This window comes from Bradyrhizobium sp. SZCCHNRI1009 (assembly GCF_032487575.1).
GTDB lineage: Bacteria > Pseudomonadota > Alphaproteobacteria > Rhizobiales > Xanthobacteraceae > Bradyrhizobium.
On record NZ_JAUEUL010000005.1, the window covers coordinates 13,503 to 34,987 of the forward strand.

The 21,485-nt window shown below is 67.3% G+C and carries 21 protein-coding genes; 6 read left to right on the forward strand and 15 right to left on the reverse strand.

The genetic code is table 11. The annotated features are described in order from the left end of the window. Positions 1 to 11: 11 nt before the first annotated feature. From QX010_RS11055 to QX010_RS11075, 5 genes are all read right to left on the reverse strand, one after another. Positions 12 to 3,233 carry an adenylate/guanylate cyclase domain-containing protein gene (locus tag QX010_RS11055; protein WP_316179456.1) on the reverse strand — a complete coding sequence of 1,074 codons (3,222 nt, stop codon included), beginning with the start codon at positions 3,231 to 3,233 and terminating at the stop codon, positions 12 to 14. A 107-nt stretch (positions 3,234 to 3,340) separates the two neighbouring features. Continuing rightward, positions 3,341 to 4,633 (reverse strand): phosphoribosylamine--glycine ligase, encoded by a 1,293-nt coding sequence (gene purD / locus QX010_RS11060; RefSeq protein ID WP_316179458.1) that lies wholly within the window; start codon positions 4,631 to 4,633, stop codon positions 3,341 to 3,343. A 71-nt stretch (positions 4,634 to 4,704) separates the two neighbouring features. Beyond that, positions 4,705 to 5,019, reverse strand: coding sequence for a transcriptional regulator (locus QX010_RS11065; RefSeq protein WP_316179460.1), 315 nt, complete (start codon positions 5,017 to 5,019; stop codon positions 4,705 to 4,707). A gap of 4 nt (positions 5,020 to 5,023) precedes the next feature. Further along, positions 5,024 to 5,572: a hypothetical protein gene (locus tag QX010_RS11070; RefSeq protein ID WP_316179462.1), complete on the reverse strand. Its 549-nt coding sequence runs from the start codon at positions 5,570 to 5,572 to the stop codon at positions 5,024 to 5,026. Positions 5,573 to 5,585: 13 nt separating this feature from the next. Beyond that, the gene (locus tag QX010_RS11075) at positions 5,586 to 6,572 is read right to left on the reverse strand and encodes an alpha/beta hydrolase (RefSeq protein ID WP_410051942.1); all 987 of its coding nucleotides are present in this window, start codon (positions 6,570 to 6,572) and stop codon (positions 5,586 to 5,588) included. Between the two features lie 131 nt (positions 6,573 to 6,703). Between QX010_RS11075 and xseA the strand changes: the two genes are divergently transcribed. Next, complete coding sequence (gene xseA, locus QX010_RS11080) at positions 6,704 to 8,320, forward strand: exodeoxyribonuclease VII large subunit (RefSeq protein WP_316179463.1); 1,617 nt, start codon at positions 6,704 to 6,706, stop codon at positions 8,318 to 8,320. 7 nt (positions 8,321 to 8,327) lie between these two features. On the opposite strand, the gene QX010_RS11085 is transcribed toward xseA, so the two are convergent. Then, positions 8,328 to 9,158 (reverse strand): dienelactone hydrolase family protein, encoded by an 831-nt coding sequence (locus QX010_RS11085; protein WP_315801920.1) that lies wholly within the window; start codon positions 9,156 to 9,158, stop codon positions 8,328 to 8,330. Between the two features lie 199 nt (positions 9,159 to 9,357). On the opposite strand from QX010_RS11085, the gene QX010_RS11090 reads away from it, so the two are divergent. Then, entirely contained in the window at positions 9,358 to 9,585 is a 228-nt protein-coding gene (locus QX010_RS11090) for a DUF2093 domain-containing protein (RefSeq protein WP_315801919.1), read from the forward strand. Here the strand turns inward: QX010_RS11090 and lpxK are convergent. The 6 genes from lpxK to QX010_RS11120 are packed head-to-tail and all read right to left on the reverse strand — an operon-like array spanning position 9,555 to position 15,122. After that, positions 9,555 to 10,580, reverse strand: coding sequence for a tetraacyldisaccharide 4'-kinase (gene lpxK, locus QX010_RS11095; RefSeq protein WP_315801918.1), 1,026 nt, complete (start codon positions 10,578 to 10,580; stop codon positions 9,555 to 9,557). The genes QX010_RS11090 and lpxK overlap by 31 nt on opposite strands. Continuing rightward, positions 10,573 to 11,880 carry a 3-deoxy-D-manno-octulosonic acid transferase gene (locus QX010_RS11100; RefSeq protein ID WP_316179466.1) on the reverse strand — a complete coding sequence of 436 codons (1,308 nt, stop codon included), beginning with the start codon at positions 11,878 to 11,880 and terminating at the stop codon, positions 10,573 to 10,575. Before QX010_RS11100 ends, lpxK begins: the two co-directional genes overlap by 8 nt. Beyond that, a complete protein-coding gene (locus tag QX010_RS11105; RefSeq protein WP_315801916.1) occupies positions 11,873 to 12,613 on the reverse strand; it encodes a lysophospholipid acyltransferase family protein in 741 nt (246 codons plus the stop codon). Before QX010_RS11105 ends, QX010_RS11100 begins: the two co-directional genes overlap by 8 nt. A gap of 17 nt (positions 12,614 to 12,630) precedes the next feature. Further along, positions 12,631 to 12,870 carry a DUF4170 domain-containing protein gene (locus QX010_RS11110; protein WP_009031572.1) on the reverse strand — a complete coding sequence of 80 codons (240 nt, stop codon included), beginning with the start codon at positions 12,868 to 12,870 and terminating at the stop codon, positions 12,631 to 12,633. Positions 12,871 to 12,928: 58 nt separating this feature from the next. Next, entirely contained in the window at positions 12,929 to 13,675 is a 747-nt protein-coding gene (locus QX010_RS11115; protein WP_315802166.1) for a 3'(2'),5'-bisphosphate nucleotidase CysQ, read from the reverse strand. A gap of 58 nt (positions 13,676 to 13,733) precedes the next feature. Next, positions 13,734 to 15,122: a TldD/PmbA family protein gene (locus tag QX010_RS11120; RefSeq protein WP_410051943.1), complete on the reverse strand. Its 1,389-nt coding sequence runs from the start codon at positions 15,120 to 15,122 to the stop codon at positions 13,734 to 13,736. 281 nt (positions 15,123 to 15,403) lie between these two features. On the opposite strand from QX010_RS11120, the gene QX010_RS11125 reads away from it, so the two are divergent. Further along, a complete protein-coding gene (locus QX010_RS11125) occupies positions 15,404 to 15,928 on the forward strand; it encodes a DUF6101 family protein (RefSeq protein WP_315801914.1) in 525 nt (174 codons plus the stop codon). On the opposite strand, the gene ubiA is transcribed toward QX010_RS11125, so the two are convergent. The 3 genes from ubiA to QX010_RS11140 form a co-directional block, all read right to left on the reverse strand. After that, on the reverse strand, positions 15,929 to 16,861 hold the full coding sequence (ubiA, locus tag QX010_RS11130; protein ID WP_316179470.1) for a 4-hydroxybenzoate octaprenyltransferase: 933 nt from the start codon (positions 16,859 to 16,861) through the stop codon (positions 15,929 to 15,931). Beyond that, positions 16,858 to 17,535, reverse strand: coding sequence for a hypothetical protein (locus tag QX010_RS11135; protein WP_316179471.1), 678 nt, complete (start codon positions 17,533 to 17,535; stop codon positions 16,858 to 16,860). Before QX010_RS11135 ends, ubiA begins: the two co-directional genes overlap by 4 nt. Positions 17,536 to 17,792: 257 nt before the next feature. Next, positions 17,793 to 18,227: a hypothetical protein gene (locus QX010_RS11140; RefSeq protein WP_315801912.1), complete on the reverse strand. Its 435-nt coding sequence runs from the start codon at positions 18,225 to 18,227 to the stop codon at positions 17,793 to 17,795. Positions 18,228 to 18,434: 207 nt separating this feature from the next. Between QX010_RS11140 and QX010_RS11145 the strand changes: the two genes are divergently transcribed. From QX010_RS11145 to hisG, 3 genes are all read left to right on the forward strand, one after another. Then, a complete protein-coding gene (locus QX010_RS11145) occupies positions 18,435 to 19,187 on the forward strand; it encodes a 16S rRNA (uracil(1498)-N(3))-methyltransferase (protein ID WP_316179472.1) in 753 nt (250 codons plus the stop codon). A 120-nt stretch (positions 19,188 to 19,307) separates the two neighbouring features. Beyond that, positions 19,308 to 20,468, forward strand: coding sequence for an ATP phosphoribosyltransferase regulatory subunit (locus QX010_RS11150; RefSeq protein ID WP_316179474.1), 1,161 nt, complete (start codon positions 19,308 to 19,310; stop codon positions 20,466 to 20,468). Then, positions 20,465 to 21,442, forward strand: coding sequence for an ATP phosphoribosyltransferase (hisG, locus tag QX010_RS11155; protein ID WP_315801909.1), 978 nt, complete (start codon positions 20,465 to 20,467; stop codon positions 21,440 to 21,442). The genes QX010_RS11150 and hisG overlap by 4 nt, the downstream gene beginning before the upstream one ends. Positions 21,443 to 21,485: the final 43 nt, after the last annotated feature.

A 21,485-nucleotide genomic window follows, 5' to 3' on the forward strand; every position in this document is an offset into this window, starting at 1 on the left:
CAATGCATGCATCATTGCATTGCTTCAAGATGCAATTGCAGTTTCTGAACTAATGAACGCAGACAGAACGCACCGGAGACATTCATGAGATGTCCTATCTGCTCAAGAAGTCCCGCAGCCTGCTCGTTCCTGCCGGCTCCGGCAAGAGCAAGGCCCAGAACGGTCGTCGCGTAACACTCCGCCACTCGATCCGTCTTTCGCTTGGCTACAAGGATCGCCTGTTTGCTGGCCTCGATAGCGGCATCGAAGTCGTAACTCCGGTAAAGCAGATCGGCATTTATGGCGGCCATGCGCGCCTCGAGCTCGAGCCCCGTCCTTGCGGCCCGAGCGGCTTCGATCGCGCCAACCATCTCATTCGTCGCGTCGGCGAATCGACCGGTCAAAGCCTGTTCGAGGCTTGCGCAGAGCAAGGTGAGCACGCGGATGTAGGGAATGCCGGATGTTTCAGCGAGATCGGAAACTCGCCTTGCGTGCTCGCGCGCAAGGCTCTGGTCTTCGACCATCCATGCCAGCTCCACGAGGTTGAAGTGCGGGACGAACTGGAGCACCGGTGCGACCTCGGATGAAGGCTGCTGCACCAATTCGAGAAGCTCGCTGCGAGCATCCTCGATCTGGCCGAGATGAGCCATTGCGCGCGCCCTGATGCATCTCACCCAATAGCTGACGTCAAAGCCGAGAATCTGGTTCGGGTTCAAACCAAGCGTGACGTGACTGTCGAAGCCGGCCTGGCTTGCCATTGCAGCGATGGCTGTATTGGCCGCCGAGAGCGCCTCGTTCATCCGTCCCGAATGTGTGTATGCCTGCGCCAGCATGGCGTTGACGGTCGCGTAGCGGCCAACATCCCCCTCGCCCGAGGTCAGCTTGATGGCGTTCTGCGCCAGGTCGACGTAGTCATCGGCCGCTCCCGTCGAAGCGAGCACGCGGCCATAAGCGCCGATCAACAACGGCTCATGCGCCTTGTCAGAGGAGCGGGCAAATCTCAACGCTTCTTCAGCAAAAGGCTTGACCTCTTCGGCCGAGATGCCTTCGCGCCAGCCGAAGTTCAGGATCTGGCCGCTGGCCAGCGCACGCAGGCGGTCGACGCGCTCCGATTGCGGCAGCGCCTGCAGCAGGGAGCGGATCTTCTTCCACAGCCGCAGCGCCTCCGCCGTGTTGGTGCGGCCGATCCAGCGCGCCGCGCGCTGCAGATGCTCGACCGCCTGCATGGTCTGGCCGGCGAACTCATAGTGCGAGGCGATCAGGGCAGCGAATTCGTCCTGCGTCCCCCAATCGAGCGCCTCGATCGCCTTGGCCACGGCAGCGTGGACCGTGCTCAGCCGGGACCGCAGCTGCATCGCATAGGCGACCTCCTGGATCAGCGGATGACGAAAGGCGAGCACGCCCATGTCGAACGGCGGCAGATCGTAGAGAAGATCGGCCTGCCTGAGCTGAGCGAGCGCATCGAACAGCTCTGCGTCATCGATGCCGGTTACGGGCTTGAGCACCGCCAGCGCGACCGATCGGCCGATCACGGCCGCTGCTTCCAGCACGTTCTTGGCAGATTCGCCGAGACGATCGATGCGCGCGGCCACGACCGCATGCACGGTCGGCGGCAGTGGAATCGGTCCGATGCCACCCTTGAGACGGTAGGCGCCGCGCTCACCCTCGAAGCCGCCGCTTTCGGAAACGGCGCTGGCAAGCTCCTCGAGGAAGAACGGATTGCCCTGCGCGCGCTCGACGATGTCGCGCGCCAGCACCTCCAGCGAAGGATCGTCACCGAACACCCCGCGTAGCAGTTCGCTTGCCTCCTCGGAGGCAAGCGGGACGATGTGCAGTTCGTGAAATGGGGCCTGCTGCATGAAGGAGGCGGCGAAACCCGGCCTGTAGTTCACGACCAGCAGTGTCTTGGTCCCGACCGTGGCCTCCGCGAGCGCCTCGACGAATTCCTCGCTGGCCTCGTCGACCCAATGCAGGTCCTCGATCATGATCACCATGGCGCCGTCGGCGGGCGCCGCACGGAACAGCGTCTTGAACACGTTCAGCAGACGGGTCTTGAACACGCCGGGATCGAGCCGGAGCGCCGGCCGTGCCGGATCGGCGAGGTTCATGAAGTCCAGGAGCAGGACCAGCGCCGTGTCGGGCATGGCAATGGCTTCGAGCCGGTCGACCACGCGCTGGCGCGACACCTCCACCGGCTCCTTCGGCCGGATGCCGAAGAAGTCGCGCAGCAATTCGAGCACCGGCTGGAACGGGGTGGCGCGGCCATGTGCCAGCACGCGCGCCTCGTAGACGCGAATGCCCTGGCGGCGACAGTGCTCGGCGAACTCGAAGCACAGCCGGCTCTTGCCGATGCCGGCCTCACCCACAATGCCGACGACAGCGCCGCGCGCCGCCAGGACGTCGTCGAGCTCGCGCTCGAGCACCGCAAGCTGGGCATTGCGCCCGATCAGCGGCAACAGGCGCTGGCCGCTGCGGAAGACGTCGCTCGCCGGCGCACTGAGGCGGCCGATCAGCTTGTAGATCGACACCGGCGAGGCGATGCCGCGCAGCGCGTGGGTGCCGAGCGGCTCGGCTTCGACGAACTGCCTGGCGCCGGTGTAGGTCTCCTTGCTGATCAGGATGGTGCCGGCCTCGGCCATGTGCTCCAGACGATTGGCGAGATGGACGTTGGCGCCGGCCGCGTCGTAGGTCTGGTACATGCTGTTCTCGACGACCTGGACGATCACCTCGCCGGTGTGCAGCCCGACCCGGACCTGCAAATGCGGGTCGGCGAGGCGCGCGATGGAGTCCTGCATCGCCAGCGCGCCGAGGCAGCCGCGAACCGCATGATCCTCATGCGGCACCGGCGCTCCGAACAGGGCCATGACGCCGTCACCCTGCGTCTTGTTGACGACGCCGTCATAGCGGTGGACCGCCTCCTTCATGAGGTTGAGCACCGGATCGAGCCGCTGCATCGCGAGCTCGGGATCGCCGAGGCTGTCGATCAGCTGGGTGGAATCGCGGATGTCGGCGAACAGGATGGTGAGACGCTTGCGTTCTCCACCCTTGCTGCTCAGGGTCCTCAGGACGCGCTGCGCCGCCTGGTCGGGCGGAGCCAGCCGGCCGGGCAACGGCGCGCCGCATTGGCCGCAGAAGCGATTCGACGGACTGTTGGTCTGGTTGCACGCCTCACATCTGAGGCTGAGCGGCTCGCCGCACCGGTCGCACGAGGCTCTCCCTGGCTGATTCTGCCTGCCGCACCGCGCGCATTCCATGGCCCCTCCGTTCCACGGCGGAACTGATTCATCCCATCAAGGCATGAGTCTATGGAACTGCCACAATTCGTACGGGAAAAATAGCCTTGCGGGGCCGACTGCGGCGATCACGATGCTCGGCCCTGACCGCTTTCCTGCGCCACCGCCTGCCAGGCAATGTCGCGCCGGCAGAAGCCGTCGGCCCATTTGATGCGGTCGACGGCCTGATAGGCCCGCGCCTGAGCCTCGGTGACGGTCTTGCCCGACGCGCAGACATTGAGGACGCGCCCGCCATTGGCGAGAATGGCGCCGTCCTTTGCCACCGTACCGGCGTGGAATATCTCGACGCCCTCGATCCTCGCGGCGTCGTCGAGCCCCTCGATGACACCGCCCTTGGCGTAGTCGCCGGGATAGCCCTTCGCGGCCATGACCACGGTGACGGCGGCGTCGGGAAACCAGCGCAGGTCGAAATTCCTCAACTGCCCGTCGCAGGCGGCCAGCATGGCGGGCACGAGATCCGACATCATCCGGAGCATCAGCACCTGACATTCCGGATCGCCAAAGCGGACATTGTATTCGAACAGCTTCGGCCCCTGGGCGGTCAGCATCAGGCCGGCATAGAGAATGCCCTTGAAGGGTGTGCCCCGGGCGTTCATCCCGGCAATGGTCGGCTGAATGATCTGATTCATGATCTTGTCATGAATCTCCTGCGTCACGAACGGCGTCGGGGAATACGCTCCCATGCCGCCGGTGTTCGGTCCCTGGTCGTGATCGAACACCCGCTTGTGGTCCTGGGCGGAGGCCAGCGGTATCGCGGTCTCGCCGTCGCACAACGCGAAGAACGACACCTCCCGACCTTCGAGAAACTCCTCGATGACGACCTCGGTGCCGGCGACACCAAAGCCGCCCTCGAACATCATCTTGATGGCGTCCTCGGCCTCGACAACCGTCTTGGCGACGACGACGCCCTTGCCGGCCGCCAGCCCGTCCGCCTTGACGACGATCGGAGCGCCGTGCTCGCGGACATAGGCCAGTGCCTCGGGGGCATTGTCGAAGCGGGAATAGGCACCGGTCGGGATGTCGTATTCGGCGCAGAGATCCTTGGTGTATCCCTTGGAGCCCTCGAGCTTGGCGGCGAGCCTGGACGGGCCGAACGCCTTGATGCCGGCCGCTTCGAGATCATCGACGATGCCGGCGGCGAGCGGCGTCTCGGGGCCGACCACCACCAGGTCCACCTTGTTTGCCCGGCAGAACGCGATCACCGCCGCATGATCGGCGACGTCGAGCGCGACACATTCGGCCTCCTTGGCGATCCCGGCATTGCCGGGCGCGCACCACAGCTTGGTGAGCAGCGGCGAGCCGGCGATCTTCCAGGCGAGCGCGTGCTCGCGGCCGCCGGAACCAAGGAGCAGAATGTTCATCGTCGATGCCGTCGCAGAGGGATGGGCCAATTTGGACGCCCCAATTGCCCGGCCCTCGCAACGGAGTCAAATCATGGCTCCGGCGGCTTCGCGGCTGCGCCGGCAATGATGTCCTGCAGGCTCGCGACATAGCGGGCGAAGGCCGCACGGCCGGCCGCGGTGGCCGTCACCATAGTCTGCGGCTTCCTGCCGACAAAGGCCTTGTCCACGGCGACGTAGCCGGCGCGCGCCAGCGTGTCGATGTGGGCGCCGAGATTACCGTCGGTGGCGCCTGTCAGCTTCTTCAGCCGGACGAATTCCAGCCCGGCCCCGGCCGGCAGGGCATTCAGCGCCGCCATGATCTTCAGCCGCAGCGGCTGGTGGATGATCTCGTCGAGCTCCGCCAAGCCGTCAGCTCCGCCGCATCCACAGGCCGCCGAGAACCAGGCCGCCACCATTGACGAACGCCATCCACAACGGGAAAGCCGCGCCGATGAAGAGATAGCCGACCAGGGTCAACGCGGTGACGCACAGGCCGAACACCGTGAAGGCCGCGCCGAACCACAAGCCGGCGAGGCCGTAGAACAGCATGAAATAGACCGGCCAGAACGCGCCCATCTCGCGCGGTCCGAAATGGCCGATCGCCTCGACGAAGAAACCGAAGGCGAAGAACATGACGAAGGCGAGCACCGCCCTGACATCGAAGCTGCGCACGCCGGAGCGCGCTTTCTCCGCCGCGCCCAACACCACCGATCCGGCGAGGCCGAGGACATAGACCGTCAGCCAAGCCTTGGCCGCGTGGACCGGCGTGAGATAGGTCACGAGATTGCCGGCGAAGACGAGAACGCCCCAGAGCATCATCAGCAGGCTCGACAGCCGATAGATCTGCGACTGCCGCACGCGCTTCATCACATCCTCGATGTCGCCGAGCGCCCGCGCGGCTTCCAGGCTGTCGATCATGCGGTTTGAACCTCTAGCGCTTAGCCACGTCTTCGGCGATCGCGCTCACCGCCTGCGGCGCCGACACGATCTCCATGTGATTGACGCCCGCGATCAGCTTCACGTCAACGCCGCGCGCGACGGCGTGCACCGCATCTGCATATTTGTCGGCGAGCATCAGCTCGTCATCGGCGCCGGCGATGATGGTCACCGGGTGCTTCGCCGCGGCGAGATCGGCCTTGTAGCCGCGGGTCGCGAAATTTCGGAACAGCCGGTAGCTGTAGGTCGGCGCCAGGAATTTCTCCGAATTCGGCCTGACAGCAAAGGCCAGCACGGGCAGTGCCTCGCAACACGGCATGCCGATGCGCCTGAGCGCGCCGAGCGCCAGGATGCGCGGAATGTCAGGACCGGCCCAGCCGCCCGAATTCTCCCGGTTGGTCGGCGCGTCGTAACCAAGATAGGGAGCGAGCAGCACGGTGCGCGTGAACAGATCCTGGATCGGGGCGCTCGCCGCGCGCAGCGCGAAGCCGCCGCCAGCCGAATGGCCGAGCAGCACGATCGGCTCGGCCGGGATCGACCTCCTGAGCTCGGCGACGAGGTCGGCCAGATCGTCTTCGAGCTGTCCGAGATAGCCGATGTCGCCGCGGGTGCCGGAGCCGCCATGGCCGCGAATGTCGGGCGCGAAGGTCTCGATGCCGCGCGCCGCCAAAGCATCGGCGAGGGCATGCACGGCGACGCTGGAGCCGGAGGAGCCGTGGACGACGATCGCGACCTTGCCGACAGCCGCCCCGCGCGCCGGGTAATGGCGATAGGCCAGCTCGGTGCCATCGCGGGCGCTGAAGCGCTGCAGCCCTGGCATGGTGCTGCGGTCGACCCGTCCGGCCGTCTCCGAGATCGACTTGAGCTCGGGCGGGCGCGCAAGCGGCGTGGCGATCATCGCGGCCAGAACCAAAGCAAGCACGCCGACGAGGCAGAACGCTCCTCCTAGGGCCCGAAACAGGACCTTCGCACCGCTTCGCATGCTCTCCTCCGCTCACTCAATTTATAGAGTACTCTGTATAACAGAGTTATCGAAAAGACAACGGCTTGATTGGCGGCGGACGCGGAAAGCCCCTACCTTGGCTGCTGCTCCCCGAACCGAATCAGCCAGCGATGCCGCCTGCGGAAGCCTTGCCCAACGCGCCCGAATTCACCGTCACCGAGCTGTCCTCGGCGCTGAAGCGCACGGTCGAGGACCAGTTCGGCCATGTCCGGGTGCGCGGCGAAATCACCGGCTTTCGCGGGCCGCATTCCTCGGGGCATTGCTATTTCGCGCTCAAGGACGAGAGCGCCAAGATCGAGGCGGTGATCTGGAAGGGCGTGCATGGCCGCATGCGCTTCAAGCCCCAGGAAGGGCTCGAGGTGATCGCCACCGGCAAGCTCACCACCTATCCCAACTCATCGAAGTACCAGATCGTCATCGAGGCGCTGGAGCCGGCCGGGATCGGCGCGCTGATGGCGCTGATGGAGGAGCGCAAGCGGAAGCTCGGGGCCGAGGGGCTGTTCGATCCCGCGCGCAAGCAATTGCTGCCGTGGCTTCCCGAGGTGATCGGCGTCGTCACCTCGCCGACCGGCGCCGTCATCCGCGACATCCTGCACCGGCTCGAGGACCGCTTTCCCCGGCGCGTGCTGGTCTGGCCCGTGAAGGTACAGGGCGAGGGCTCGGCCGAGCAGGTCGCCGCCGCGATCCGCGGCTTCAACGCCTTGCCCGAGGGCGGGCCGATCCCGCGGCCCGACGTGCTGATCGTCGCGCGCGGTGGCGGCTCGCTGGAAGACCTGTGGTCGTTCAACGAGGAGATCGTGGTCCGCGCCGCGGCCGAGAGCATGATCCCGCTGATCTCGGCGGTCGGCCACGAGACCGACGTGACCTTGATCGATTTCGCCGCGGACAAACGTGCGCCGACTCCGACAGCAGCCGCGGAAATGGCGGTGCCGGTGCGCAGCGAGCTGATGCAGGAGGTCGCAAGCCTCGCGCGCCGTGTCAGCGTCTGCTGGCAGCGTGGCCAGGAGAGCCGCCGCAACGAGCTGCGCGCCGCCGCGCGCGCTCTGCCCGGCGCCGGAGATCTGCTCGCCATTCCCAGGCAGCGGCTGGATTCGGCGGCCGCCAGCCTGCCGCGCGCGCTGAAGACCAACACGCATGTGCACTTCCGCCAGTTCGCGGCGGCGAGCGCCAAGCTCACTCTGCGCGTGCTGCACGCGCAGATCGCGCAGTCGCGCCATCGCCTGATCGCGTCGTCCGAACGGCTGTCGCTATCGTCGCGCGGCCAGTTGCACCGGCGGCGCGAGCGGTTCGAGGCGCTCGATGCCCGCTTCAAGGCCTCTCGGCAGGCCTATGCGCAGGCCAAGCGCCAGGCCATCGGTCGCGAGCGCGACCGAACCGAACGTCTGGCCGAGCGGGCGCGGCGCGCGTTGCTGACCCAGCTTCAGCGCCTGTCGGCCCGCGTCGGCCAGAACGAAAAGCTCCTCACCGCCCTGTCCTATCGCAGCGTGCTGGCGCGTGGCTTTGCGCTGGTGCGTGACGAGGCCGGCCACCCGCTGCACCATGCCGCGAGCATCGGTCCCGGCGCCGCGCTCTCGATCGAATTTGCGGACGGCAAGGTCGCGGCCACGGCGGGCGCGGACCGCCCGCTTCCGCCGGCAGCGCCGTCATCGCCGAAACCTGCGCGCGAGGCCAAGCCTTCGGCAGCGAAGCGCACGCCCGATCCCGCCGATCAAGGCAGCCTGTTCTGATCGGTTCTCAGCGCGCCAGCCACTCGGCCACGAGCTTCTGCGCATCGGCGCGCGCCTCGGGATCGGAGCCGACATGGCCGCGCTCGGGCGCCCCGGCATCCGAGCCGGCAACCTGATGCAGCGGCAGGTTCACACGATCGAAATCGTGATAGGCGCCGGGATAGATCACGATGCGGGTCAGCGCGCTGCGGCCGCGCGCACCATCGATCATCTGTCGGCATGCGGGCGGCGAATAGACGTCGTCCAGCCCGCCGATCAGCACCAATGTCGGGACGCGCGTGCTCCAGCCGAGGCCGGACGAGGCACGGCAATCCGGGTAGAACGCCACCGCCGAGCGGAAATCGGGCGAGACGTGCTGGGGCAATTGCGGGCGTACCGCCCATAACAGCGCGCTCGCACCGCTGGCCCAGCCGACCAGACTGACCCGGTCGGGCATCGCCCAGGCTTGCTTGGCCAGCCATTTCTGCGCGATCACGATGTCCGCGACACGCTCGCGCCGGCCGCTGATACGACGCTCCTTGACGCGGCATTGCGGGCCCAGCCCGCGCGAGCCGTAGCTGTCCGGCAACAGGACGGCCTTGCCGTCCCCGACCAGTTCCTCCGCCCAGTCGCGATAACGCGGCAGCACGGGCTCGGAGCGGCCGGAAAGCCCACCGCAGCCGTGCAGGGCAACGACGACCGGAAATGGGCCGGCCCCCTTCGGCCGGTAGAGCTGGGCGCGCAGCACATAGCTTCCCGAGGGAATCTCGACCGCGACGGGCGCCGGCAACGGCTCAGCCAAGGCTGAAAACGCCGTGGCGCAAAGCATTGAGACAACGATGGCGACGAGGGAGCGCATCAAACCAGCCGGGCGGGACAAGCGGCGGATATTGAAACCTAGCTAGCACGGAGTTTCGTGCAGAAGCATCACAAATCAGTGGGTTTGCGCGGGGGGACAGCGTCCCCCATCTATGCTAGGACACTATCGAAAATCGGCCTGTCGTGTGCGTGCGGCGCTCGCGGAGGGATTTCACGGCAAGGAATTGGAGATCGCGGACGTGCTCAACAAGTTTGGTCCCTCGGGCCAGGGCGAGGCGCAGGTGCAGTATCTGGATGGCGATTTCCGGGTGATCTCACCGGGAAGCTATGTGCGCTGCGCGGTCACCGATGTGCGGATTCCGCTGGACGAGCTGAAGTATTGGAGTGTCGATCTGCAGGAAGCCTACGCCGTGCCGACCGCCGTGCTGCAGCGGCATTATCCGGGCGCATTGAAGGCCAACGGCTGACCTTTACGCTTCGCTGCCAGTCGTTGCACAACCAGCGCGCGCAACGCGGCGAGATCGTCGAACTGCAAAGTGACCGGGAATGCCATGACATCGGGCGCGGCCTCATGGCCGCGGAACCGCACGAGATCTTTTTCCGTGGTCACCAGGGCAAATCCATCACGCCTCGCTTCGTTGGCGAGGGCTGCGACGTCGCCTGTCGTGAATGGGTGGTGATCCGGAAAGGCCCGCTCGCGCCTGACGTCGAGACCCGCGCCGCGAAGGGTGCGGAAGAAGCGGGCGGGATCGCCGATCCCGGCAAACGCCAGCAGCGGCCTGCCCTGCAACGCCGCGACGACCTTTGCATCGGGCTGCAACGCGGCCGAGAACACCGGCTTGCCGGCCGCCGAGACACGCGCAGCGACCAGATCGCTGGCTCGGCCGCCGCCGATCACGACCAACGCGTCGGTGCGCGCCAGTTGCGGCGGCAGCGGCGCGCGCAACGGTCCGGCGGGAAACACCTCGGCATTGCCGAGGCCGCGCGCGCCGTCGATCACGATCAGCGCGAGATCCTTGGTGATCGACGGATTCTGGAAGCCATCGTCCATCAGGATGACCGAGGCGCCCTGCGCCTTGACGAGGCCGATGCCGTCGGCGCGGTCGCGCGAGACGACGACCGGCACCCGCGCGGCCATCATCAGCGGCTCGTCACCGACATCGGCCGCCTGATGGATAGCGGGATCGACGGCCACGGGACCGTGCAGCCGGCCGCCATAGCCACGGCTCAGCACCACCGGCCGCTCGCCGAGGTCACGCAGCATGTCGGTCAGCGCCAGCACGGTCGGCGTCTTGCCGGCGCCGCCGACATGGAAATTGCCGACGCAGATCACCGGCAGGCCTGCATCGACGCCGACTTGCGCCATGCGGCGTGCGGCAATGGCACCGTAGAGTGTCGAGAGCGGGGACAGCAGACGCGATTGCCAGGAGGGCGGCCGATGCCAGAAGGCCGGCTCACGCATCGCCGGCGGCCCCCATCTCGAGCCTGACCTGCAACAGATACGGCTCGAGCGCCGACAGCGTCCGCTCCAGCGCGCCACCGAGCTGATCGACGACGCGCGTGCCTGCCGCAACCAGGCTGTTGCCGGCTGCGGGATCGGCGAGCAGCTGCCGGAGCTGCCGGATCAGCGCCTCCTGATCGTGGGCGAGCCGGGCTCCCCCGGCCTTGTCCAGCGCCTCGTAGACGTCGGTGAAATTGAACACGTGCGGGCCATGCACGATCGCCGCGCCGAGCTTGACCGCCTCGATCGGGTTCTGGCCGCCATGCTCGACCAGCGACCCGCCCATGAACACGACCGGCGCCAGCCGGTAGAACAGGCCGAGCTCACCCATGGTATCGGCGACGTAGATGTCGGTGCCGGCGAGCGGCTGGTCCTCGCGCGACCGCAAGGCGCCCTGCAGGCCGGCGCTTGCGACGAGCTCCGCGACCGCCGGGCCGCGATGCGGATGGCGCGGCACGATCACGGTGAGCAGCGACGGATAGGCCGCAGACAAGGCCCTATGGGCCGCGATCAGGATCTCGTCCTCGCCGGGATGCGTGGAGGCGGCGACGACGACCGGACGGCCGCGCGTCATCGCCGTGAGCCGATCGAGCTTCGCCGGATCGGCGGGCGGCGCCGGCACGTCGAGCTTGAGATTGCCGGTGGTGATGACGTTGCGCGCGCCGAGCGCGGAGAACCGGTCGGCATCCGCCTGCGACTGCGTCAGGAAGAGATCAAAGCGTCCCAGCAAAGCGGAGATGGTGCCGGACATGCGGCGCCAGCGCGGGAACGAGCGCGGCGACATGCGGCCGTTGATCACCACCATCGGCACCCGCCGCGAGGCACCGGCCAGGATCAGGTTGGGCCAGAGATCGGACTCGATGAACAGCCCGAGCGAGGGACGCCAATGATCGAGAAACCGCTCGACGAAGCGCGGCGTGTCATAGGGCACGTATTGGTGGATCACGTCGGGTGGGAAACGCTTGGCCACGATCGCGGCCGAGGTCACGGTGCCGGACGTGATGAGGATGCGGATGTTGAGCTCACGCAGCCGCTCGATCAGTGCCGCCGCCGCGAGCACCTCGCCGACGCTGGCGCCGTGAATCCAGACCAGCGGACCCAGCGGGCGGGTGTCGTGGCTCAGGCCGCGACGCTCGTCGGTCCGCTCCGGATCCTCCTTGCCATGCTTGAGCCGCTGCCTGATCAGGGCCGGCGCAAGCGGCGATGCCGCCGAGGACAACCCGCGGTAGACACGCAGGGCCATCGGCAGCGGGCTAGGCACTCGATGCTCCCGACGCGACCGGAGGGGGACAGGCCTCGGGACGGCCGACGATCTCATAGGCGCGGCGCATGCATTGGTTCAGCGTCGCCTCGAGGTCGAGACGCGCCTCTTCCATCATCGCGGCGTCGGCATCGCGCGGCACGTTGATTTCCTTGATTCCCACCAATGCGCCGCGGCCGAATGGCAAATTGATGGTGGTGCTGTCCCAGTTCTTCAGGCGGATGAAGCGGCTCGTGACCATTGCGAACGGCATGATCGGACGTCCTGTTTCACGCGCGAGCATGATGATGCCGAGACCCGCAATCCGCGCGCGCTTCGGCACATCGGCGGTCGATGCAACATTATAGTTGTCTTCGAGCGCCCGCACCATCTCCTTGAAAGCTCCTACTCCGCCTTTCCGGTGGAAGGAAGAGCCGTGATCGCCGGAGCCGCGGATGGTTCCGATGCCGAGCCGCTCCGCCGCGATCGCGTTGAACTCGCCGTCGCGATGGCGGGAGATCAGCACCTTGGCGCGATAGCTCGGCTTGTTCTTGATGAAGGGGGTCAGCAGATGCTGGCCGTGCCAGAACGCGAAGATCGCCGGCATCTGCGGCTCGACGATATCGTAGACCTCGGGCGGCTCATAGGTGAAGCGGTTGGTCAGCCACACCAGACGCAGGTACTCGGCGGCGAGGAACCCGACGGCGCGCTGGAACCAGCCGCTGCGCAGCGTATTGCGAACCAGATGTTTCAAGTGACGAGCTTTGCGTCTTACTTCGCGTCCTGACCGGGATCGAGCAGCCGGTGCAGGTGAACGATGAAATAGCGCATATGGGCGTTGTCGACCGTCATCTGCGCCTTGGCTCGCCAGGCGGCGTGGGCCGCCGCGTAGTTCGGATAGACACCGACGATGTCGACCTTGTCGAGATCCTTGAATTCGTTCTTGTCGAGGTTGATGAGCTCGCCGCCGATCACGAGGTGAAGGAGCTGCTGCGAGGCGCTATCTGTCATCGGTATCGTTTCCTAATCAGCGCCTTGCAGGCGAAATGGAGGGTGCGATCCAGGGGCGTCAGTCCGGCGGTAACCTGCGATACTGAGCGACGATGTCAGCATGTCGGTCGCGGCCCGCTGCCACCAGCACCCCGTGCACCACTTCCGGACGATTATAGAGGATCGCCTCGCCGGACAACGCGGTCATTTTACCACCCGCTTCCTGCACGATCAAATGAGCCGCCGCAAGGTCCCAATCGCGGCTTTGTCCGCCTGCAAAAGCGGCATCGAGCCCGCCATGCGCGACACGGCACAGGCGCAGCGCCAGCGAGCCGATTCGCGGATGCAGCTCAATCCGCGCCGCGTCCGGAGCCAGCCGCTCAACCAGCGGTTTCGGGCCGGCCACGCGCGAGAAATCGAGCTCGCGTCCAGGTGCAGCCCGAACCGGCTGTTCGTTCAACGTGGTGCCGCTACCGCGCGCGGCGAAGAAGAACTCCTCGCTGACCGGGACATGCACGGCGGCGAGTATCGGCGCACCGTGCTCGACCAGCGCAACGCTCACGCACCAGTCGTTGCGGCCGCCGAGATAGGACCGCGTGCCGTCGATCGGATCGACGATCCAGACCCGCGATCGACCAAGTCTCGCCCGATCATCCGCGCTCTCCTCGGACAGCCAGCCGTAATCCGGCGTTGCGGATCGCAGCCTGCGTTCGAGCAGCGCATTGACCGCCATGTCGGCTTCGGAAACGGGCGACGACGCCCCCTTGGTCCATTTGCGCAGCTCCGTTCCGAACATCGAACGTGCGAGCTCGCCGGCTTCGCGCACCGCCTCTTTGAGGAGCCCGGCGTCCGCCGCCAGGCTCGTGTCGTCCGGTTTCCCGATCTCACCGTCCGCCAAGCGTCAACCCTTCGATGCGCACCGTCGGCGCATTGACGCCATAGCGGAATTCCAGATCGCTGGCGGGCGTCATCGACTTGAAGATCTCGAACAGATGCCCGGCGATCGTCACTTCGCTCACGGCATAGCCGATCTCGCCATTCTCGATCCAGAAGCCGGACGCGCCACGGCTGTAGTCGCCGGTGACGCCGTTGACGCCCGAGCCGATCAGGTCGGTGACGTAGAAGCCCTGCTTGATGTCCGAGATCAGCTCCTTGGCTGTCACGACGCCGGCTTCGAGATGCAGATTGAACGGACCGGGCGAAGGCGACGACGACACGCCGCGATGGGCATGCCCGGTCGTCACCATGCCGAGCTCGCGCGCGGTGCCCGAATCGAGGAGCCACGTCGTCAGCACGCCATCGTCGACCAGCGCGGTCTGCTTCACCTTCACGCCCTCGGCGTCGAACGGCTGCGACCGCAAGCCCCGCTTGCGCAGCGGATCATCGATGATGCGGATGCCCTTGGCGAACAGCTGCGCGCCGAGCTTGTCCTTGAGGAAGCTGGTCTTGCGCGCGATCGAGGCACCATTGATGGCGCCGACCAGATGTCCGACCAGCGAGCCGGACGCGCGGGGATCGAACACCACCGGCACCTGGCACGTCGCAACCTTGCGCGGATTGGCGCGCGCCACCGCGCGTTCGCCGGCGCTGCGCCCGACGGCCGCGGGCGCCAGCAGGTCGGCGCCGTGCGGAGCCGCCGTGTAGTCGTAGTCGCGCTCCATTCCGGTGCCCTCACCGGAAATGGCGGTCGTCGAGATGCTCTGGCTCGAGCGCAGATAGGCGCCGTGAAAACCGTCGCTCGTGACCAGCACCATGCCGCCGATGCCGGTCGAGGCGGACGCACCACCGGACTTCGTCACGCCCTTCACGCCGAGCGCGGCGGCCTCCGCCTCCTGGGCACGGCGCTCCAGCTCTGCGGTCGAGGGAATCTGCGGATCGAGCAGATCGAGTTCGGGAATGTCGCGCGCCAGCAGCGCGGGATCGGCGAGGCCGACATATTGATCGTCGGGCGCCACCCGCGCCATCGCCACCGCCCGCTCGGCCAGCCGCGCGACACCGTCGCCGCTGACATCGTTGGTCGACACCACGGCCTGGCGCTTGCCGACCAGCACGCGCAGGCCGACATCGTCGCCCTCGGAGCGCTCGGATTCCTCGACACGGCCGTCACGGACCTCGACGCCTAGCGAGATGCCGCGCACCGCGATGGCGTCGGCGGCATCGGCGCCGGCCTTCCTCGCGGCTTCCACCAGCCGCTCGGCGAGCGTTCGCAGGGCGGACTGGTCGAGCAGATCTGATTGGGCGGAGGTCGACGATGAGGCTGGGGAAGAGGTCACGAACACGATCCGATCGATGTCAGGTGGGCGAAGACGGCTCAATCCAAACGAAATGTGGCCTGTTCACGCCGACTTCAAGCAGGACGGCAGACGGCACATCGGATTGTCGGCAAATCGGCAAGGTCTCGTCAATCATGCGGGGCAAGCGCTTGTCAATCATGACGGTAAGAGGATCATGCGTGAGATCTGATTAACCAGGCTTGTTAAGCCGATACGGGCGATCTGCGTGGCAAGGTCACACGCATCGACCGGGAGCATAATCCCGGCGGGGAGACCAAGCCGTGAGGCGTCAAACAGCAACAGGCGGAAGCAATTCCGCTGGGTCGGGCCGCGTCCTGCGGCTCGACCCTCTTTCCCTGCCCGTCTCGTACAGCGCGCACGATACCCGTGCCGATGGCGGGATCCGGCAGATCGAACTGCACCGGGAGCGCGTGGTCCTGCGTCGTGCCGTCAGCGGCATGCGCATGGCCCTGAACCTCCGCGTCAGCGACTTCCTCGGCATCGGCGTGCGCGACATCGACGCCACGCAGGTGATGCTGGTGCTCGTCCACCGCGACCCTTCCCTGACCATCCCGCTCTGCGTCAGCGACGACCAGACCGAGATCGTTGCTGCGTGGGCGATGTGGAGCGAGACGTTCGCGCTGCCCCAGTTGCAGGACACGCGCCGCGAGGCCACGCCGCGCCGCCGCCGCCGCAACGCGATCCGCTCGCGCCGCCCGCGCTTCCTGATGCGACGCCGTGTCGGCTATCAGCTCAATCCCGCCTCGATCCATCGCGGCGAGCGCGAGATCATCGCGCGCAACTGATCAGCTTGCACGCAGCACGGCGTCGACCAGCAGTCCGGCGAACAGCAGCAGTCCGGCATCGCGGTTCGATTTGAAGATGCGCAGGCACAGCGCCGGATCGGCGATATCCAGACGCCGGATCTGCCAGCCGAGATGGGCGGCAAAGCCCGCGAGCCCGAGCCACGCCGCGACATGCACGTGGGCCGTCGCGAACGCGGCGCCAATCAGCATGACGGCCAGACCGTAGAAGATGACCAGCGCCAGATGCGTGCGCTCGGCAAACAGGCGCGCGGTCGACTTGATGCCGATCAGCGCGTCATCCTCGGCGTCCTGATGCGCGTAGATCGTGTCATAGGCGATCACCCACGCGATCGACCCGGCGTAGAGTAGCAGCGCGGTTGCATCGATGCGGCCGAACGCGACCGCAAAACCCATCAGCGCGCCCCACGAGAAGGCGAGACCCAGCACGACCTGCGGCCACCAGGTGACGCGCTTCATGAACGGATAGATCGCGACGATCAGCAGCGAAGCGATGCCGGTCGCGATCGCGAAGCGGTTGAATTGCAGCAGCACCGCCAAGCCGATCAGGGCCTGGACCACCAGGAAGGCGAGCGCCTGCTTCACGCCGACCTGGCCGGCGGGAATCGGGCGCGAACGGGTGCGCTCCACCTTGGCGTCGAGATCGCGGTCGGTGATGTCGTTCCAGGTGCAGCCGGCGCCGCGCATGACGAACGCGCCGACGAAATAGAGCGCGATCCACGCCGGCAGCATGGACAGATTCCCGCCGATCCCGGCCGCGAGGGCGGCCGACCACCAGCACGGCATCAGCAGCAGCCACGATCCGATCGGGCGATCGTAGCGGGCGAGCCGCAGGTAAGGCCGGCTCCAGACCGGCGCCAGCGTGTCGACCCAATTGCCGGTCGCGTCAGCAACGCGGGCGGCGGTGTCGCTCATCGGGTGAGGACGTTTCCGGTCATGGTGTCGAAGGCGGAGCCGCCCTTCTTCGTCGTGTTGGCTTCAGGCAGCGCGGCCGACGAGCCCAGCACGTCGCTGAGGCTCGGAGCCGCGGGCCTTCCAGCCCCCGACTGCATCTGCGCCGCCACGGCACAGACCTTCTTTTCCAGCGCGTCGGTGTTCTTGTGACCGGCCTTCAGCTGGTCGGCGATCTGCTGGGGAATGCCGCAGCTCGCCGAATGCGCCTCGACATATTTGATCATCTTGACTTCGGCCTTGCCGAAATTCGCGATCAGCTTGCAGGCCTCGTCGGGCGAGGCCTTGCGGTCGCTCGCCGCCTTGATCAGCTTGCCGCGACGCTCGGCTTCCTCGCGCAGCGGCAGAAACTCCTTCATGCAGCTTTCGGGCGGACCGCCCTGCGGCGCAGCCCCCATCGGCGGAGGCGCAAAGCCACCGCCGCCGCCACCGAACGCGGAGCCGCCGGGGCTCGGAAACGGGCTCGACGGAGCCGCAGCCCGCATTGGCGCCGCGCCGTTGATGGGCGGAAACGGCGAGTTGCTGGTCTGGGCCTGGCCGGGCATCGGCGCGGGAAACGAGCTCTGCGCGACGACCTGCCCTGTGGAGAGCACCAGGGCGGCAATGGCGAGCGGCATGAAAGACTGGCGGACGATCAAGGCTGGTTCTCCGGTAAGACCAAGAATCCTCAACACTTCCGGATGAAAGCACGATCCGATCCGGGGCTTTTACGATTCTCGTCCGTCCAGCACAACCGCGGATTTGATCACATCCGCGGCGGAGGGACGCAGCCGGGTTCCAGACCGGCATGCAATCCCGACCACGGACGTCAGGCCCGGGCATCGGGTTCGGTCTGCGCCCTGCACGCCCGATGAACGGAATAGCCAGTCGGCGGCGACCTGCCCGCCGCGAGGGATCACGTCGCCGTGCACACCTTGCGCATCACGGTCAGGGTGTTTTCGTGATTCGCCTTCAACTGATCGGTGATCTTGGCCGGGATCCCGCAGAGCGAGGCATGCGCGACGGCGTAGTCGATCATCTTGGTCTGGGCGAGCTCGTAGTCATGCACCAGCTGACAGGCCTCGCCGGGCGCAAAGCGCCGCTCGGTCGCCGCCTTGAGCAGCTTGGCCCGGCGCGCGGTCTCGTCCCGCAGCGGGGTGAACTCCTTCAGACAGGTTTCGGGCGGGCGAAAGCCAGCCACGCCAGCGCCGCCCGGAACCGCGGGCGCCGCCCGCTGCGGCGGCGCGGCGACCGCCTTGTCGTCGGCCCGGGACGGCGCAGCGACCATCACGGCGATGGTCGCGGCAAGCGCCCAGATCGCAAGCGCCGAAGTCGAATGTCTCAAGATCAAGGCCGTTCTCCGCATCGAGGCTCACGGAATCGTCGGATGTCCGTCCCAAGGGACGACCCGCGGGATCGAAGCGGTAAAATCTGTCGACAGCACGGCCGAAAGGCGCCATCGCCAGTACCTGAGACAACACCCCGTGACGGCTCCGCCTGCTTTGCGGCCGGCGCGGGGTCCGGTAAGCAACGTCCATCATCGGCACCGCTTCGCTCCATGCCCGCATACGACTTCACCGCCCCGCGCCTGTTCGTCGACGCCCCCCTGCAGGAGGGCGGCTCGGTCGCGCTCGACCGCAACCAGGGCAATTATCTTGGCAACGTCCTGCGCCTCGGCGCCGGCGATCACGTGCTGGTCTTCAACGGCCGCGACGGCGAATGGCGGGCCGTGATCGAGGGCCGCAAGCGCGCGGACGCCCTGACGATCCTGCAACAGAGCCGGCCGCAGGATCACCTCCCGGATATCGCCTATGTCTTCGCACCGCTCAAGCACGCCAGGCTGGACTACATGGTGCAGAAGGCGGTCGAGATGGGCGCCGCGCGCCTCGAGCCGGTCATCACCCGGCACACCCAGGTGTCGCGCGTGAATGGCGAGCGCATGCGCGCCAACGTGATCGAGGCCGCCGAGCAATGCGGCATCCTCAGCCTCGCCGAGGTCAGGGACCCCGTGCCGCTGGAGCGCTTCCTCGCGCAGCGGCAGCCTGAGCGGCTGCTGGTGTTCTGCGATGAGGCGGCCGAGCTGGCCGATCCGCTGCAGGCGCTGCACGGAACCAAGGCTGCGGGCGGCATCGACCTGCTGATCGGGCCGGAGGGCGGTTTTGCCGAGGATGAACGGACGCTGCTGCTGCGCCAGCCGCGCGTGATCAGGCTGGCGCTGGGTCCGCGCATCCTGCGCGCGGATACGGCCGGCGTTGCCGCCCTCGCCGTGATCCAGGCCACGCTCGGGGACTGGAGCGGAGCCCGCGGTTAAGGTCTTCCGGCCAATTGTGGCGCGCCGGGGCCATTCGCAGTCGAAACCGTCAAACGGCCATGCTAAGGGGCAGCCGCCGCTCCCAGCGGGCGCCCAATCCACTTTGGAACTCGAATCGCCATGACCGGACCCGCTCCGACCGGACCCGCCGCGTGGGCGGACACGCTGCTGCAATCCTTCGCCCAGGCCGGCTATCAGCGGGCCGAGCCGGCGATCCTGCAGCCGGCCGAGCCGTTCCTGGACCTGTCTGGGGAGGACATCCGCAAGAGCCTCTACCTGACCGGCGACGCCGCCGGCGAAGAGCTCTGCCTGCGCCCCGACCTGACCATTCCCGTCGCCCGGGACTATCTCGCCTCGGCCCGCGCCGGGCAGCCGGCCGGCTTCAGCTATCTCGGTCCAGTATTCCGTTACCGCGAGGGCCGCCCGAGCGAGTTCCTGCAGGCCGGCATCGAATCGTTCGGACGCCAGGACCGGCCCGCCGCCGATGCCGAGATGCTGGCGCTGGCGATCGAGGCGACCGCCACCGCCGGCCTTGCCGCGGTGGAGATCCGCACCGGCGACGTCGCGCTGTTCACGGCCCTCATCGACGCGCTCGACCTCTATCCGGTCTGGCGGCGGCGGCTGATCAAGGACTTCAACCGCAAGCGCACCCTGGCGCAGGACCTCGAGCGGCTCGCGATCGCCTCGGTAGCGCCGCGCAACGAGTATGAGGGCGTGCTCGCCGCTCTGGCCGGCTCCGACCGCAAGGCGGCGCTCGCTTTGGTCACCGACCTGATGTCGATTGCCGGCGCCACCGCCGTCGGCGGCCGCACGGTGGCGGAGATCGCCGACCGCTTCCTCGAGCAGTCCACCCTGAAGAGCGGCGCGCTGCCACGTGACGCGCTGGACCGTATCAAGCGCTTCCTCGCCATCAGCGGCAGCCCGACCGAGGCCGTCGAGCAGCTTCGCGCCCTCGCCGCCGATGCCAGGCTCGACATCTCGGCGGCGATCGATGCGCTGGAGGCGCGCGCCGGCTTCATGGCCCAGCGCGGTATCGACATCGCCAAGGTGCGCTTCGCCACCTCGTTCGGCCGCGGCCTCGACTACTACACCGGCTTCGAGTTCGAGCTGCACCACCCAGGCAATGGCGACGAGCCGCTGGTCGCCGGCGGCCGTTATGACGGCCTGCTGAGCCAGCTCGGCGCCGCCTCGTCGATTCCGGCCGTCGGCTTCTCGATCTGGATCGAGCGGCTGGCCCAGAGCAGCGCCGCGGGCAAGGCCGCGCGCGGGAGAGCATCATGAGCGGCCCCCTCGTCCTCGCCGTTCCCTCCAAGGGACGTCTGCAGGAGAATGCCGAAGCCTTCTTCGGACGGGCCGGGCTGAACCTGTCCAAGCCCGGCGGCGCGCGCGACTATCGCGGCACCATCGCAGGTCTCGACAATGTCGAGATCGCCTATCTCTCTGCGAGTGAGATCGCCTCGCAACTGGCGCGCGGGACCGTGCATCTCGGCGTCACCGGCGAGGATCTCGTGCGCGAGAGCATCACCGATGCCGACAAGCGCGTGCTGCTGATCGACACGCTCGGCTTCGGCGGCGCCAACGTCGTCGTCGCGGTGCCGCAGGCCTGGATCGACGTCCGCACCATGGCCGATCTCGACGACGTCACCACCGGTTTCCGTGCCCAGCACAATCGCCGCATGCGCGTCGCCACCAAGTACATCAACCTGACGCGCAGCTTCTTCGCCGCCCACGGCATCGTCGATTACCGCATCGTCGAGAGCGCCGGCGCCACCGAGGGCGCGCCCGCGGTCGGCACCGCCGAGCTGATCGTCGACATCACCAGCACCGGCTCGACACTGGTCGCCAACGGGCTGAAGGTGCTCGACGACGGCGTGATCCTGCGCAGCCAGGCCAATCTCGTCGCCTCGCGCGACGCCGACTGGTCGGAGGGTCCGCGCGAGAGCGCCCGGATCATTCTCGACCACATCCATGCCCGCGCCCGCGCCAGCAAATACCGCGAGGTCCGCACCCGCTTCAAAGGGTGCGACGCAGCAATGCTGACCGAAGCGCACAACCGCTTCGGCGTGGTGGCGCCGTTCGGCGGCCCGACCTCGTCCGGCATGCTGACCCTGCACTGCCCGCCGGCGCAGATCTACGCGCTCGGCAGCTTTCTGCGCGCACATGGCGCCGAGACCGTCTCGGTCGCCTCGCTGGACTACGTGCTCGACCGCGAGAATCCGCTGTTTGCCCGCCTCGAGGCCTTCCTGCGATCATAAATCGCCGTTCATCGTAGCGACAGGTGAGCGCGACTACCATATG

Excerpts from the sequence above, each read along its gene's own strand:
- QX010_RS11055 (WP_316179456.1), bottom strand. The coding sequence starts at position 3,233 with ATGGAATGCGCGCGGTGCGGCAGGCAGAATCAGCCAGGGAGAGCCTCG.
- purD (WP_316179458.1), bottom strand. The coding sequence starts at position 4,633 with ATGAACATTCTGCTCCTTGGTTCCGGCGGCCGCGAGCACGCGCTCGCC.
- QX010_RS11070 (WP_316179462.1), bottom strand. The coding sequence starts at position 5,572 with ATGATCGACAGCCTGGAAGCCGCGCGGGCGCTCGGCGACATCGAGGAT.
- QX010_RS11075 (WP_410051942.1), bottom strand. The coding sequence starts at position 6,572 with ATGCGAAGCGGTGCGAAGGTCCTGTTTCGGGCCCTAGGAGGAGCGTTC.
- xseA (WP_316179463.1), top strand. The coding sequence starts at position 6,704 with ATGCCGCCTGCGGAAGCCTTGCCCAACGCGCCCGAATTCACCGTCACC.
- QX010_RS11085 (WP_315801920.1), bottom strand. The coding sequence starts at position 9,158 with ATGCGCTCCCTCGTCGCCATCGTTGTCTCAATGCTTTGCGCCACGGCG.
- lpxK (WP_315801918.1), bottom strand. The coding sequence starts at position 10,580 with ATGCGTGAGCCGGCCTTCTGGCATCGGCCGCCCTCCTGGCAATCGCGT.
- QX010_RS11110 (WP_009031572.1), bottom strand. The coding sequence starts at position 12,870 with ATGACAGATAGCGCCTCGCAGCAGCTCCTTCACCTCGTGATCGGCGGC.
- ubiA (WP_316179470.1), bottom strand. The coding sequence starts at position 16,861 with ATGAGCGACACCGCCGCCCGCGTTGCTGACGCGACCGGCAATTGGGTC.
- QX010_RS11145 (WP_316179472.1), top strand. The coding sequence starts at position 18,435 with ATGCCCGCATACGACTTCACCGCCCCGCGCCTGTTCGTCGACGCCCCC.
- QX010_RS11150 (WP_316179474.1), top strand. The coding sequence starts at position 19,308 with ATGACCGGACCCGCTCCGACCGGACCCGCCGCGTGGGCGGACACGCTG.
- hisG (WP_315801909.1), top strand. The coding sequence starts at position 20,465 with ATGAGCGGCCCCCTCGTCCTCGCCGTTCCCTCCAAGGGACGTCTGCAG.